Annotated in this window: 12 protein-coding genes and 1 tRNA gene; 6 read left to right on the top strand and 7 right to left on the bottom strand. The window is 63.8% G+C overall.

Annotated features, from left to right (window positions below; all coding sequences use genetic code 11):
- Window positions 1–27 precede the first annotated feature (27 nt).
- From BC358_RS06120 to BC358_RS06100, 5 genes are all read right to left on the bottom strand, one after another.
- Window positions 28–1,124, bottom strand: a protein-coding gene (locus tag BC358_RS06120; protein WP_256861428.1) for an IS3 family transposase whose coding sequence is annotated in 2 segments (ribosomal slippage) — window positions 28–872 and window positions 872–1,124 — 1,098 coding nt in all. Because the reading frame shifts where the segments join, the coding sequence is not laid out codon by codon here.
- A 60-nt stretch (window positions 1,125–1,184) separates the two neighbouring features.
- A complete protein-coding gene (locus tag BC358_RS06115; RefSeq protein ID WP_218669471.1) occupies window positions 1,185–2,186 on the bottom strand; it encodes an integrase in 1,002 nt (333 codons plus the stop codon).
- A gap of 126 nt (window positions 2,187–2,312) precedes the next feature.
- Window positions 2,313–2,402: transfer RNA gene (locus BC358_RS06110), tRNA-Ser, on the bottom strand.
- A 38-nt stretch (window positions 2,403–2,440) separates the two neighbouring features.
- On the bottom strand, window positions 2,441–3,358 hold the full coding sequence (locus BC358_RS06105) for an SPFH domain-containing protein (protein ID WP_079365135.1): 918 nt from the start codon (window positions 3,356–3,358) through the stop codon (window positions 2,441–2,443).
- A gap of 51 nt (window positions 3,359–3,409) precedes the next feature.
- A complete protein-coding gene (locus tag BC358_RS06100; RefSeq protein WP_079365134.1) occupies window positions 3,410–3,835 on the bottom strand; it encodes an NfeD family protein in 426 nt (141 codons plus the stop codon).
- A 159-nt stretch (window positions 3,836–3,994) separates the two neighbouring features.
- Here BC358_RS06100 and BC358_RS06095 point away from each other — a divergent pair, with 159 nt between their 5' ends.
- Window positions 3,995–6,289, top strand: a complete 2,295-nt coding sequence (locus BC358_RS06095) for an arginine/lysine/ornithine decarboxylase (protein WP_079365133.1) — start codon at window positions 3,995–3,997, stop codon at window positions 6,287–6,289.
- 29 nt (window positions 6,290–6,318) lie between these two features.
- A complete protein-coding gene (locus BC358_RS06090) occupies window positions 6,319–6,537 on the top strand; it encodes a YdcH family protein (protein WP_066159651.1) in 219 nt (72 codons plus the stop codon).
- 9 nt (window positions 6,538–6,546) lie between these two features.
- On the opposite strand, the gene BC358_RS06085 is transcribed toward BC358_RS06090, so the two are convergent.
- Window positions 6,547–7,413 (bottom strand): DNA ligase, encoded by an 867-nt coding sequence (locus tag BC358_RS06085; RefSeq protein WP_143434196.1) that lies wholly within the window; start codon window positions 7,411–7,413, stop codon window positions 6,547–6,549.
- A gap of 26 nt (window positions 7,414–7,439) precedes the next feature.
- Window positions 7,440–8,237 (bottom strand): enoyl-ACP reductase FabI, encoded by a 798-nt coding sequence (fabI, locus tag BC358_RS06080; RefSeq protein WP_079365131.1) that lies wholly within the window; start codon window positions 8,235–8,237, stop codon window positions 7,440–7,442.
- Window positions 8,238–8,275: 38 nt separating this feature from the next.
- Here fabI and BC358_RS06075 point away from each other — a divergent pair, with 38 nt between their 5' ends.
- From BC358_RS06075 to BC358_RS06060, 4 genes are read left to right on the top strand one after another with little or no spacing between them, the layout of a single operon-like run.
- The gene (locus BC358_RS06075; protein ID WP_079365130.1) at window positions 8,276–10,120 is read left to right on the top strand and encodes an extracellular solute-binding protein; all 1,845 of its coding nucleotides are present in this window, start codon (window positions 8,276–8,278) and stop codon (window positions 10,118–10,120) included.
- Between the two features lies 1 nt (window position 10,121).
- Complete coding sequence (locus tag BC358_RS06070; RefSeq protein ID WP_079365129.1) at window positions 10,122–11,147, top strand: microcin C ABC transporter permease YejB; 1,026 nt, start codon at window positions 10,122–10,124, stop codon at window positions 11,145–11,147.
- Window positions 11,147–12,181 (top strand): ABC transporter permease, encoded by a 1,035-nt coding sequence (locus BC358_RS06065; protein WP_143434195.1) that lies wholly within the window; start codon window positions 11,147–11,149, stop codon window positions 12,179–12,181. The genes BC358_RS06070 and BC358_RS06065 overlap by 1 nt, the downstream gene beginning before the upstream one ends.
- A complete protein-coding gene (locus BC358_RS06060) occupies window positions 12,178–13,773 on the top strand; it encodes an ABC transporter ATP-binding protein (RefSeq protein ID WP_079365127.1) in 1,596 nt (531 codons plus the stop codon). Before BC358_RS06065 ends, BC358_RS06060 begins: the two co-directional genes overlap by 4 nt.
- Window positions 13,774–13,802: the final 29 nt, after the last annotated feature.

Below are 13,802 nucleotides of genomic sequence, written 5' to 3'. Positions count from 1 at the left end.
TGAAGTCCCCTCGAATTCCTGAGCCAGTCAGAAGTAGAGGTTGGGGAACAGTTTGACACGGTACTCGACCGGTGGGATTCGGCCGAGAGATTCATGGGGGCGCTGGTGGTTGTAGCGGTGCAGCCAGTCGGCCGTCATATCACGCACCTCCTGCAATGACTCGAAGACATAGCAGTCCAGCACCTCGGTTCGGTAGGTCTTGTTGAATCGTTCGACATAGGCGTTTTGCGTGGGCTTTCCTGGCTGGATGTGATTGAGCGCGATGCCCTTGGATTTCGCCCATTCGGACAGAGCGTGAGCGATGAACTCCGGGCCGTTGTCCAGGCGAATCGACAGCGGCGCTCCGCGCACTTCCACCAGCTCATTCAAGGCACGTATGACACGGGCTGCCGGCAGGCTGGTGTCGACCTCGATACGCAGGCCCTCGCGGTTGAACTCATCGATGACGTTGAAGGTCCTGAATCGCCTGCCGGACCACAGTGCATCGGCCATGAAGTCGCAGCTCCAACCCTGATTGGGTTGGCCAGCAGCCTCCAGCGGTTGCTTGATGCGCGCCGGCAAACGCTTCTTGCCGCGCCGTGGCAGGTTCAGCCGCAGCTCGCAGTACACGCGCCAAAGCACCGTCTTGCCCCAGGGCTTGCCTTGGTGGCGGGCACTGTCGTAAAGCAGGCCAAAGCCGTGGCGCGGGTTGAGCGCCATGTGCATCTGGATGAAGGTGATGACCCCGGAGTCGTCGCGCGCAATGGGTCGGTAGCGCAGTGTGGAGCGGGCAATGCCGCTGGCCTGGCAGGCTCGGCGCTCGCTCATGCCGTGCTCGGCCATGAGGGCTTGAACGACCATCTCGCGACGCTCCGGGGTCAGAGCTTTCGGTCGACAACGTCCTTGAGCGCGTGGTGCATGAGCGCCAGGTCGGCATACATGCGTTTGAGCTTGGCGTTCTCGTCCTGCAGTTGCCGAAGCTGCGCCAGGTGCGAGACCGTCATGCCAGAGAACTGACTCTTCCACTTGTAGTAGGTCGGCTCGCTCACGCCGTGCTTCCTGCACGTCTCGCCGACCTTGGCACCCATCTCGACCTCCTTGAGGATGCCGACTATCTGCGCTTCGCTGAATCTGGATTTCTTCATGTAGAGACTCCGTCTTGGGGAATTCTCTACTTCCGGGTGGTTCAGGTTTTCAAGGGGACTTCACTTTCGGTCACCCGTGTACTTGATGCCATCTACAGTGAGAGCGCCAGGGAACCCTTGGTCCCTGAAGGTCCGGATGGAGGCGCTCAGGAACGGCCTGAATGCCGCGAGGTAGCCATCCTTGAATGTCTTGTAAGAGATGCACTTCGGCCATGTCATGGCGGCAAGCGCCTTCGCCCCCAGCTTCCGGGTTCGCTTCTCGTCGAACCACCTCGGCGGCAGCTTGCAGAGCAGGTCAAAGTAGTCCTCGATGTCCATCTGCCTGATCTGGTTGACGGGACGGTCACCCATCACCTCCAAGAACAGGTCAAGTGCTGGCCGGTACTTCTTGAACATCGGAATCTTTGGGTCCTGCTTCGAGATGAAGTATTCGATGACCCGAGACAGCTTCGGAACTCCAGGAGCAGGAGTGGCCAGTTGCAGTGGTGGGGGCGTCTCCACCCATTCCCCATCTGACCGGGCTTGCATGGCCTTCGTAGCCTGTTGGGTGCGCCTGAAGAAATCGACCGCAAACTGTCTGAACTCCGGTGACGAGCGATCAAGTTCGTACCCGAAGGAGAGTAGCCATTCGTAGGCCATGTCTTCGGCCTCAGCGTCTATCAGGCCACGGGCAATGACTTGCTTTTCTCTTGCTTGCCGTTCCATGACCGTACCCTCAACCCATTGCCCGTAGCTGAGGTCGTCAAGACCCGCATGACGGAGTTCATCGTCTGCGGTGAGGGAACTTCGGATTGCTGCATGAATGATTTCTTCAGCGGCCTCCTTCGGTAGTACGCGCTTGTACTTGGAGCCAGTCTCGCGGACCCGCTGAAACTCCTCTTCCAATGTTCCCAGCCAGACCCAGGCTTTGCTGGCGGCAGTTCTGCGGTCGCTCTCATCGGTCTTGAGCGTGATGAACTGGGACGGGTAGAGGTCTGGATGCTTGCGCCGCAGGTCTTGAGGTACCCGCTTTTTGATGCGCCACTTGGAGCCGTGTAGCTCCATTCCTGGCGGGTAGGCCATGTCGTTGTCGTTTGGTGTACTTGTGCCGGTTGTTCCCAGCGTTGTTCCCATGACGACCTACCGCAAGCTGTTGATTTCCAAAAAGTCCTTAAAAAACAAAGGCCCACAAGGGGCCTATGTTGATCGTGGCGGAGAGGGCGGGATTCGAACCCGCGGTGGGGATTAGCCCACACACGCTTTCCAGGCGTGCGACTTAAACCGCTCATCCACCTCTCCGCGAAGCCTGCGATTGTAGCAGGCCGCAGAGCGCGTTTTCACTCCTTGGCCTTGGTCGTGCCGATCATCTTCATGGCCGACCCGATGAGGGCCGAGACCTCGCTCATGTTGCCCGGGACGATGAGGGTGGTGGTCGCGTCGGCAGCCACCTTGCCATAGGCGTCCACGGCCCGCTCGGCCACCTTCAGTTGGACGGCCTGCTCGCCGCCTGGTTGTTGAATCGCTGCCGCAATGCGTTCGATGGCCTGGGCCGTGGCGTCCGCCACCGCCGTGATCGCGGCAGCCTCACCCTGAGCCTGGTTGATGGCGGCCTGCTTTTCACCTTCGGAGCGTGCGATGAAGGCCTCGCGTTCGCCGGTGGCGATGTTGATCTGCTCCTGACGGCGGCCCTCGGAGGCGGCAATCAGTGCGCGCTTTTCGCGCTCGGCCGTGATCTGGGCCTGCATGGCGTGCAGGATTTCCTTGGGCGGCGTCAGGTCCTTGATCTCGTAGCGCAACACCTTGACCCCCCAGTTCAGTGCCGCTTCGTCGATGGCCTGCACCACCTGCGCGTTGATGATGTCGCGCTCTTCGAAGGTCTTGTCGAGCTCCAGCTTGCCAATCACCGAGCGCAGCGAGGTCTGGGCCAGTTGGGTCACCGCCACGATGTAATTGGACGATCCGTAGCTGGCGCGCATCGGATCGGTCACCTGGAAGTAGAGGATGCCGTCGACCTGCAACTGGGTGTTGTCGCGCGTGATACAGACTTGGCTGGGCACATCCAGCGGAATCTCCTTGAGGCTGTGCTTGTAGGCCACCTTGTCGATGAAGGGCACCAGAAAGTTGAGACCCGGTGCCAACGATGCGTGGTACTTGCCCAAGCGTTCCACCACCCAGGCATTCTGCTGGGGAACGACCTTGACCGCCCGGATGATGAAGATCGCCGCGATGATGAAAAGAAACAGTGCGATTTCCATGATGATGTCCCTGTACAGTTGAAAGATTGATGGTTGAAGGTTGTTGGGAGATCAGGCCTTCTCGACCTTGAGCCGGTTGCCCACCAGTTCCGTGACCCGGTAGTTGCCAGCCTCCCCCACTTGCCCCTGTTCAAGCACCGCAGTCCACTGCGCGCCCCGGTAGCGCACGCTGGCGGTGCCATCCGGCTGCCAGTTCTCCACGTGCAGCGTTTCCCCGACGTCCAGGTTTACGCTGCGCAGGGACCGGATCGATGGATCTCCTTTGCGTTTGCGGCGTTGCAGGTGCCCGATGACCACGGCAGCAGCCCCGATCACGGCTGCAGCCACCAGCTGACCGGAGAAAGAGAGTCCCAGGTGGGCGGCGAGGGCGCCGGCAGCCAGCCCTACCGCCAGCATGAGCAGGTAGAAGGTGCCGGTAAAGAGCTCCAGCGCCACCAGCGCCGCAGCCATCAACCACCAAACGGTCGACTCGTCCATTGAACATCCTCCGCGATATGGGCCACGCCATGTATGGCGAGCGCCACATTCTGCGTCAAATGGCCTGTGGCAGAAGTTCAGCGTCATGTGATTTCCGTACACTTGCCCGCTTCCTGGCCCTTCCCACACGCCCCGGCTCGCACCGGCTGGAGATACGCGATGAAATTCCGCTTTCCCATCGTCATCATCGACGAGGACTTCCGTTCCGAAAACACGTCTGGCCTGGGGATCCGCGCCCTGGCACAGGCCATTGAAAGCGAAGGCTTCGAAGTGGTAGGCGTGACGAGCTATGGCGACCTTTCACAGTTTGCGCAGCAGCAGTCGCGCGCCAGCGCCTTCATCCTGTCCATCGACGACGAGGAGTTCACCCCTGGGCCTGATCTGGACCCCGCGGTGCTGAACCTTCGCAACTTCATTGAGGAAGTGCGCCGCAAGAACGCCGAGGTGCCGATCTACGTGCATGGCGAGACCAAGACCAGCCGCCACCTGCCCAACGACGTGCTGCGCGAGCTGCATGGCTTCATCCACATGTTCGAGGACACGCCGGAGTTCGTGGCGCGGCACATCATCCGCGAGGCCAAGAGCTATCTCGAAGGCATCCAGCCGCCGTTTTTCAAGGCCCTGCTGGACTATGCGGAAGATGGTTCTTACTCGTGGCACTGCCCTGGTCACTCGGGTGGCGTCGCGTTCCTCAAGAGCCCGGTGGGCCAGATGTACCACCAGTTCTATGGTGAGAACATGCTGCGCGCCGACGTGTGCAACGCGGTGGAGGAGCTCGGCCAGCTGCTGGACCACAACGGTGCCATTGGTGCGAGCGAGCGCAACGCCGCACGCATATTCAACGCCGACCACTGCTACTTCGTGACCAACGGCACGTCGACATCGAACAAGATGGTCTGGCACCACACGGTGGCGCCGGGTGATGTGGTGGTGGTGGACCGAAACTGCCACAAGTCCATCCTGCACTCGATCATCATGACGGGGGCCATCCCCGTCTTCCTCAAGCCCACACGCAACCACTACGGCATCATTGGCCCGATCCCGCAGGCCGAGTTCGAGGTCGAGGCCATCAAGGCCAAGATCCGTGCCAATCCGCTGCTCGCTGGAGTCGATGCTGACAAGGTCAAGCCTCGCATCCTGACACTGACGCAGTCCACCTACGACGGCGTGCTCTACAACACCGAGACCATCAAGAACCTGCTCGATGGCTGGGTGGACAACCTGCACTTTGACGAGGCCTGGCTGCCGCACGCGGCCTTCCACCCGTTCTACGGCAGCTTCCACGCCATGGGCAAGAAGCGCGCGCGTCCGCAGAATTCGGTGGTGTACGCCACGCAGTCCATCCACAAGCTGCTGGCCGGCATCAGCCAGGCCAGCCATGTGCTGGTGCAGGACTCCCAGAGCACCAAGCTGGACAGGCATCTGTTCAACGAGGCCTATCTGATGCACACGAGCACCAGTCCGCAGTACAGCATCATCGCCAGCTGCGACGTGGCTGCCGCCATGATGGAGCCGCCGGGCGGCACGGCGCTCGTGGAAGAGAGCATCGCCGAGGCGCTGGACTTCAGACGTGCCATGCGCAAGGTGGAAGCCGAGTTCGGACAGGACGACTGGTGGTTCCAGGTCTGGGGGCCGGACAACCTGGTGGAAGAGGGCATTGGCCGCGCCAGCGACTGGGTCCTCAAGCGCACCGATGCCGACGGGGTTCAGCCCTCGGATGGTGAGGAAGCCTGGCACGGCTTCGGCGACATGGCGCCGGGCTTCAACATGCTCGACCCGATCAAGGCCACCATCGTGACACCGGGCCTGAACCTCAAGGGCGACTTTGCGGCCACCGGCATTCCGGCGTCCATCGTCACCAAGTTCCTGGCGGAACACGGCGTGGTGGTGGAGAAGACCGGGCTGTACTCGTTCTTCATCATGTTCACCATCGGCATCACCAAGGGCCGCTGGAACACGCTGCTGACGGCGTTGCAGCAGTTCAAGGACGACTACGCCAAGAACCAGCCAATGTGGCGGATCATGCCGGAGTTCTGCGCCAAGCAACCGCGCTACGAACAGATGGGCCTGCGCGACCTCTGCCAGCATGTGCACGCGCTCTACGCCAAGTACGACATCGCGCGCCTGACGACCGACATGTACCTGAGCGACCACACGCCGGCCATGAAGCCCAGCGACGCGTTCGCGCACATCGCCCATCGCACCACGCAGCGCGTGCCGATCGACGATCTGGAAGGCCGCATCACCACCAGCCTGGTGACGCCTTATCCGCCGGGCATTCCGCTGCTGATCCCGGGCGAGGTGTTCAACAAGAAGATCGTGGACTACCTCAAGTTCAACCGCGAGTTTGCCCGTGAATGCCCGGGGTTCGAGACCGATATCCATGGCCTGGTGCAGGAGGTCGGGCTCGACGGCGTGGTCAGCTACTTTGCGGACTGTGTGAAGGCGGGGTAAGCTGGCATCCCGACACCAGAGGAGCACCGATGTTTCCCGAATACCGCGATCTGATCACAAGCCTCAAGGGCCACGATCACCACTTCACCCGGCTGTTCGACAAGCACAACGAGCTCGATCAGCAGATCAGGAACAAGGAAGCCCACATCGAACCGGGCACGCAGCTGGAGATCGAGCGGCTCAAGAAGGAGAAGCTCGCCCTCAAGGACCAGATCTACGCGCACCTGCGCCAGGTGTCTGGCGCCTGACGGACAAAGTCAGCGGGCGGGTGGCCGGTAGTCCGGGCGCTCGCGCAGGAAGCTGGCGAACCGGGGCAGCCCGCTGTCGTGCAGACCCCGGTAGCGGTAGGTGATCCAGCTGCCGACAGAGGGTGGATGTTTGCGCTGCGCGTCTGAGAAACCCGTGCCCAGCCGGAAGCGCTGGCCGTCGGGCGTCTCGACCCACAGCGCACCCATCCGCCCGGCATGCCGTCCTTTGCCGGGCACGTAGGACAGAACGCGCGCCTCGGCATCGTCAAACGGCTTGAGCTTGACCAGGTCGTCGCCCCGCACCGCGCGGTAGGGCGAATCTCCTCGGTGCAGCATCAGGCCCTCGGCGCCCGCCTGTACGTCGGTCTTGAGCCGGCGCTGCAGCGTGCCGTGGTCGGTGATTTTCTCCTGGGGCACCGCCACCACCCACGGCAGATCAAGCTGGCGCACCAGCGTCTGGTAAGCCGCCAGCCTCTCATCGAACAGGCCTGGATGGGCAGGCAGATCGAACACCATGAAGCGGATGCGACGCCAGGCCTCGTCGCTGGCCTGCAACTGGCGCACGGTGCCGCTGACTTCCTCGAAACGGCCGCGCCCGGCCCACAACTCGCCGTCCATGGGCGTCGGCGGCCAGCCCTGGGTGAACCAGGCGGGCGGCGACAGAGGTTCTCCACCGCGGGTCCACAGGCGCTGCCCGTCCCAGAAGCCGCGCACACCGTCGTACTTTTCGCTCACCCAGTAGGCCGACAGGTCCAGCCCGGGCCGGTACTTGCCCGCCAGCATCAGGGCCGGTGACGCGTCGGCGGCCAGCGATGGCAATGGACACAAAAAAACACCGGCGATGGCAGCGAGGACGCTGCGTCGACCGGTGTCCATGGTGGTCATCGCGAAGGAAAGACCGGTCAGGAGACCGACTCGCTGTCCTTGCTGATGCCGGCGGTCTGGCTGAAGCCGCAGTCTACGTAGGTGATTTCCGATGTCACACCCGAGGCCAGGTCCGACAACAGGAAGGCGGCCACATTGCCGACGTCCTCGATCGTGACGTTGCGGCGCAGGGGAGACGCTGCGGCCACATAGCCAAGCAGCTTGCCGAAGTCCTTGATGCCGCTGGCAGCCAGGGTCTTGATCGGACCGGCACTGATGCCATTGACCCGCATGCCGCGTGGTCCCAGCGATTCGGCCAGGTAGCGCACGCTGGCTTCCAGGCTGGCCTTGGCCAGGCCCATGGTGTTGTAGTTGGGGATGGTGCGCAGCGCGCCCAGGTAGCTCAGCGTCAGCAACGCGGCGTTGGTGTTGAGGTAGGGCAGGGCCGCCTTGGCCATGGCCGGGAAGCTGTAGGCGCTGATGTCGTGGGCGATGCGGAAGTTCTCTCGCGTCAGGCCATCCAGGAAGTCACCGGCAATCGCTTCGCGCGGGGCGAAACCGATGCTGTGCACGAAGCCGTCGAACTTGGGCCAGTTCTGCGACAGGTCGGCAAACAGCTTCTCGATCTGGGCATCGTCGCCGACGTCGCAGTCGAAGATCAGGTTCGAGTTGAAATCGGCCGCAAATTCGGTGATGCGGTCCTTGAAGCGTTCGCCCACGTAGCTGAAGGCCAGCTCGGCCCCTTGCGCATGACAGGCCTTGGCAATGCCGTAGGCGATGGACCGGTTGGACAGCACGCCCGTGATCAGCAGTTTCTTGCCGGCGAGAAAACCCATTGTTCAGACTCCAGAAAAATTTCCCGCAGAATTGTCGCATGCAAGCCCATCGAGTCCTTTTCCTCCGCCCGTGGCGCCTTGTGGCGGCCATCGGCGCCGTGGCGGTCTCGATGCCAGCATGGGCCGCACACGGCTATGCGCTCTGGGGCGAACTGCGATACCCACCGGGCTTTACGCACTTCGACTACGTCAATCCCGACGCGCCCAAGGGCGGCGAGCTGCGTCTGGTGAGCAACCTGCGGGTTTCCACCTTCGACAAATACAACCCGTTCACACTGCGCGGCAACGCGCCGGCCTACCTGTCGTCGCTGATGTTCGACAGCCTGCTGGCGGGTGCGTTGGACGAAACCGGTTCGGCCTACGGCCTGCTGGCCTCAGAAGTGTCGCTGGCGCCCGACCGGCTCTCGGTGACCTTCCGCATCCGGCCGGAGGCGAGGTTCCACAACGGTCAGCCGGTGCTGGCCGCCGACGTGAAGCACAGCTACGAGACGCTGGTCGGCCCCCACACCTCGCCGGCCTACAAGACGATTCTTGAAGACGTGGCCGGTGTCGATGTGGTCGACGACCGCACGGTGCGTTACCGCTTCAAGAAATTCAACCGCGAGCTGCCGCTGACCGTGGGCGGCCTGCCGGTATTCAGCCGCGCCTGGGGCGACGAGACAGACCCGAAGACCGGGCAGCGCAAGAGCTTTGACCAGGTGGTGATGGACATCCCCATTGGCAGCGGCCCTTACAAGATCGGGCCGGTGCGCTTCGGCAAGGACATCACTTATGTGCGCGATCCGGCCTATTGGGCGAAGGACCTGCCGGTGCGCCGTGGCACCGCCAACTTCGACCGCATCACCGTCAAGATCTACAAAGACAACACCGCGCGGCTTGAAGCACTCAAGGCCGGCGAGTTCGACCTGATGCGCTTCTTCTCGGCTGGTGACTGGGCCCGGCGTGTCAACGGCAAACGCTTTGACAGCGGCGAACTGGTCAAGGCCGAGTTCACGCACAAGCAGCCCACCGGTTTCCAGAGCTATGTGCTCAACATCCGGCGCCCTCCGCTGGACGACATCCGAGTGCGGCAGGCGCTGGGCCTGGCGCTGGACTACGAGTGGATGAACCGGCAGATGTTCTACGGAGCCTACCAGCGGGTGCAGGGCCTGTTCGGCAACACCGACTGCGCGGCCGAGGGAATGCCGTCGCCGGCCGAGCTGGCCCTCCTGTCGCCATGGCGTGCCCAGCTGCCTCCGGCCGTCTTTGGCCCGGCCTATCGTTCGCCGCGCACCGACGGCGAAGACTCGCTGCGCGGCAACCTTCGAAAAGCGCAGGCGCTGTTGCGCGAAGCCGGTTGGACGGTGAAGGACGGCGCACTGCGCAATGCGAAGGGCGAGGCGATGGTGCTGGAATACCTGGACAGCCAGGAAACCGGCGCGCGCGTGGTGACGCCCTGGTCGCGCAACCTCGCCAAGCTGGGTGTCCAGCTGAACTTCCGACCGGTGGACTTCGCGCTCTACCAGCAGCGCCTGCGCACGTTCAACTTCGACATCACCTCGATCGCCTATGGCGGCACCCACAATCCCGGTCCCGAATACGCCGACCTGTTCGGCAGCAAGGCCGCCGACACCGAGGACTCGGGCAACATGGCCGGCGTGAAAAGTCCAGCGGTCGACGGCCTGGTCGCAAGGATGGTCGGCGCCGATGCCCGGCCTGACTTTCTGGCGGCCTGCCGCGCGCTGGACCGTGTGATCACGCATGGCCACTACCTGGTGCCACAGTGGTCTTCGAGCACACACCGCATGGTCTACAACGCCTGGCGCCTCGCCCGGCCGGAAGTCATGCCGCCCTATGCCACCGGTGAGGACTGGGCGATCGACACCTGGTGGGCGAAACCCTGATATGTGGTCCTACATCCTCAAGCGCCTGCTGTTGATGATCCCGACGCTGTTCGGGGTGCTGCTGCTGACTTTCGTCGTGATCCAGTTCGTGCCGGGCGGGCCGGTGGAACAGTACCTCGCGGAGGCGCGTGCCGGGGCCGGTACGGGTGCGGAGGGTGGCTCTGTCTACCGCGGCGCGCAGGGCGTGGACCCGCAACGGCTGGAGCAGATCAAGGCCTTGTATGGCTTCGACAAACCCGCGCACGAGCGCTTCTTCCAGATGCTGGGCCAGTTCGCGCGCTTCGACCTCGGCACCAGCTTCTTCCAGAACAAGGCGGTCTCGCAGCTGATCATCGAAAAGCTGCCGGTGTCGGTCAGCCTCGGGCTCTGGACCTTTCTGATCAGCTACCTGGTGGCGGTGCCGCTGGGCGTGGCCAAGGCGGTGCGCGCCGGGTCTCGCTTCGATCTGGTGACCACATTGTTGGTGCTGGTGGGGTATGCGATACCGGGCTTCGTGCTCGGCGTCGCGCTGCTGGTGATCTTCGGCGGCCAGCTGCAGTGGTTTCCGCTGCGCGGCCTGACCTCGTCGAACTGGGAGGAGCTGAGCTGGGGCGCTCGCATCGTCGACTACCTCTGGCACATCACGCTGCCGGTGACTGCGATGGTGCTGGGCAGCTTCGCCGTGACGGCCATGCTCACCAAGAACTCGTTCCTCGAAGAGATCCGCAAACAGTATGTGATGACGGCCCGCGCCAAGGGTCTGAGCGAGCGGCAGGTGCTGTGGAAGCACGTGTTCCGCAACGCCCTGATCCCCATCGTGACCGGCTTTCCGGCCGCCTTCATCGGCGCCTTCTTCACCGGCGCTTTGCTGATCGAGACCCAGTTCTCTCTCGACGGGCTGGGCCTGCTCGGCTACGAGAGCGTGATACGGCGCGACTACCCCGTGGTCATGGGCACGCTGTTCCTGTTTACCCTGATCGGCCTGATCACCAAGCTGGTGTCCGATCTCTGCTACGTGTGGGTGGATCCGCGCGTGAAGTTCGACTGATGGCCGCCGCCTCGCTGTCCCCCTCCCGCCGCGCCTGGCAACGTTTCAAGCGCAACCGCCTGGGCTACTGGAGCCTGGTGCTGTTCTGCACCCTGGTGCTGCTGAGCCTGTTCGCCGAGCTGATCTCCAATGACCGCCCGCTGCTCGTGCGCTACGAGGGCACGACCTATTTCCCGATGGTGCAGGACCTGCCGGAAACCACGTTTGGCGGCGATTTCGAATCCGATACCGATTACCTCGACCCCTTCATCCGCGAGCGCATCACCCAGGGGGACAACTGGGCCATCTACGCGCCCAACCCCTACGGACCCAAGACGCTGAACTACTTCGCCAAGGAGCCCAACCCGTCCCGCCCGACGGCCGACAACTGGCTGGGCACCGATGATCGCGGACGCGACCTGCTGGCGCAACTCATCTACGGCTTTCGCGTCAGCGTGCTGTTTGCCCTGGCATTGACCTTCATCGGCACCGTGCTGGGCATTCTCACTGGCGCGATCCAGGGTTTCTTTGGCGGGAAGACCGATCTGGCCTTCCAGCGCTTCATCGAGATCTGGTCCTCGATGCCTGAGCTGTACCTGCTGATCATCTTCTCGGCCGTGCTGTCGCCGAGCATCGGCCTGTTGCTGGTGTTGCTCAGCCTGTTCGGCTGGATGGGGCTGTCCGACTACGTGCGGGCGGAGTTCCTGCGCAACCGGCAGATGGACTATGTGCGCGCGGCGCGAGCCATGGGGCTGTCCAACGGCCAGATCATCTGGCGCCACGTACTGCCCAACAGCCTGACGCCGGTGGTCACCTTCCTGCCGTTCCGCATGAGCGCAGCCATCCTGGCGCTGACCTCGCTGGACTTCCTGGGCCTGGGCGTGCCGCCGGGCACGCCGTCGCTGGGCGAACTGCTGAGCCAGGGCAAGAACAACATCGACGCCTGGTGGATCTCGCTCTCGACCTTTGGCGTTCTGGTCATCACGCTGCTGCTGCTGACCTTCATGGGCGACGCGCTGCGGGATGCGCTCGACCCGCGAAAGGCCGACCGATGACGCTGCTGCTGGAGGTCAAGGGCCTGAGCGTCTCGTTTGGTGGCCACGAGGTGGTGCACGGCATCGACTTTTCGCTCGCGGCCGGTGAGAAGCTGGCGCTGGTCGGCGAGTCGGGCTCCGGCAAGACGGTTTCGGCGCTGTCGCTGCTGCGGCTGATTCAGAACGCCGAGGTGCACGGCACGGCCAGCTTTGACGGCGCGAATCTGTTGGCCCTGAGCGAACACGCGCTGCGCGGCATCCGGGGCGACCGCATCGCGGTGATCTTCCAGGAGCCGATGACGGCGCTCAACCCGCTCTACAGCGTGGGCGAGCAGATCGTCGAGGTGCTCCAGCTCAAGAAAGGGCTGACCACCGCGCAGGCGCGGTCCGGCGCCATCGAGTTGATGGCCTCGACCGGCATCCCCGAGCCCGCCCGGCGCGCCGGGGCGTTTCCGCACCAGCTCAGCGGCGGTCAGCGCCAGCGCGCCATGATCGCCATGGCGCTGGCGGCCCAGCCGAAGTTGCTGATCGCCGATGAGCCGACCACTGCCCTGGACGTCACGGTGCGGGCCCAGATCCTGGCACTGCTCTCGGACCTGCAGCGCCAGCACGGCATGGCGGTGCTGCTCATCACCCACGACCTGAACCTGGTGCGGCGCTTCGCCGACCGGGTGGCTGTGATGGAAAAAGGGCATCTGGTGGAGCAGGGCGGGGTGGAGTCGGTGTATAAGGCGCCTCAGCATGCCTACACGCGCCGCCTGCTGGCCAGCGAGGCTCGGCGGGATGTGGCCGAGCCAACCGCAGATGCGCCGACGGTGATGCGGGCGCAGGGCCTGCGTGTGAGCTATCCGGTGCCGCTGCCCGGGCTCCGGGGCTGGTTCCGGCGCGGCAGTTTCGTCGCGCTGGAGGGGGCCGATTTTGCGATTCCGTCCGGCGGCACACTCGGGGTGGTTGGTGAGTCCGGGTCGGGCAAATCAACCCTGGCTCTGGCTGCGCTGGGCCTGCTGCCGCACAGCGGCGATCTGCATATCGGCGACACCGGCTGGGCGCAAGCGCGCCAGACCGGCGCCGAAAAAGCGCTTCGCCGCCAAGTCCAGGTGGTGTTCCAGGACCCGTTTTCCTCTCTGTCCCCGCGCATGACGGTGGAGCAGATCGTCGGGGAGGGGCTCGTCGTTCACGAGCCGGCGTTGGATGCGGCGCAGCGCCGCGAACGGGTGAGGGCGGCGCTGGCCGACGTCGGGCTGGTGTCCGAACCCAGTCAAGCCGACGACTGGCTGCAGCGCTACCCGCACGAATTTTCCGGCGGGCAGCGCCAGCGCCTGGCCATCGCGCGCGCGCTGATCGTCGAGCCGCAGCTGCTGGTGCTGGACGAGCCCACCAGCGCGCTGGACGTGACCGTCCAGCAACAGGTGCTGACCCTTCTGCAGCGCCTGCAGCGAGAGCGCGGCCTGAGCTACCTGCTGATCACCCACGACATCGCGGTGATCCGGGCCATGGCCCACGAGGTGCTGGTGCTCAAGGATGGTGTCGTGATGGAGCGGGGCCCCGTCGAGCAGGTCCTCCGTGCGCCAAACAACGCCTACACACAGGCGCTTGTCAGCGCCGCGTCCTGAGCTTCCATTAGGATCGGTTGCGGCGCAAT

Source organism: Hydrogenophaga sp. H7 (assembly GCF_002025745.1).
Classification (GTDB): Bacteria; Pseudomonadota; Gammaproteobacteria; order Burkholderiales; family Burkholderiaceae_C; genus Hydrogenophaga; species Hydrogenophaga pseudoflava.
The sequence above is the reverse complement of the archived record's forward strand: the minus strand, read 5'-3'. Positions and strand labels throughout refer to the sequence as shown.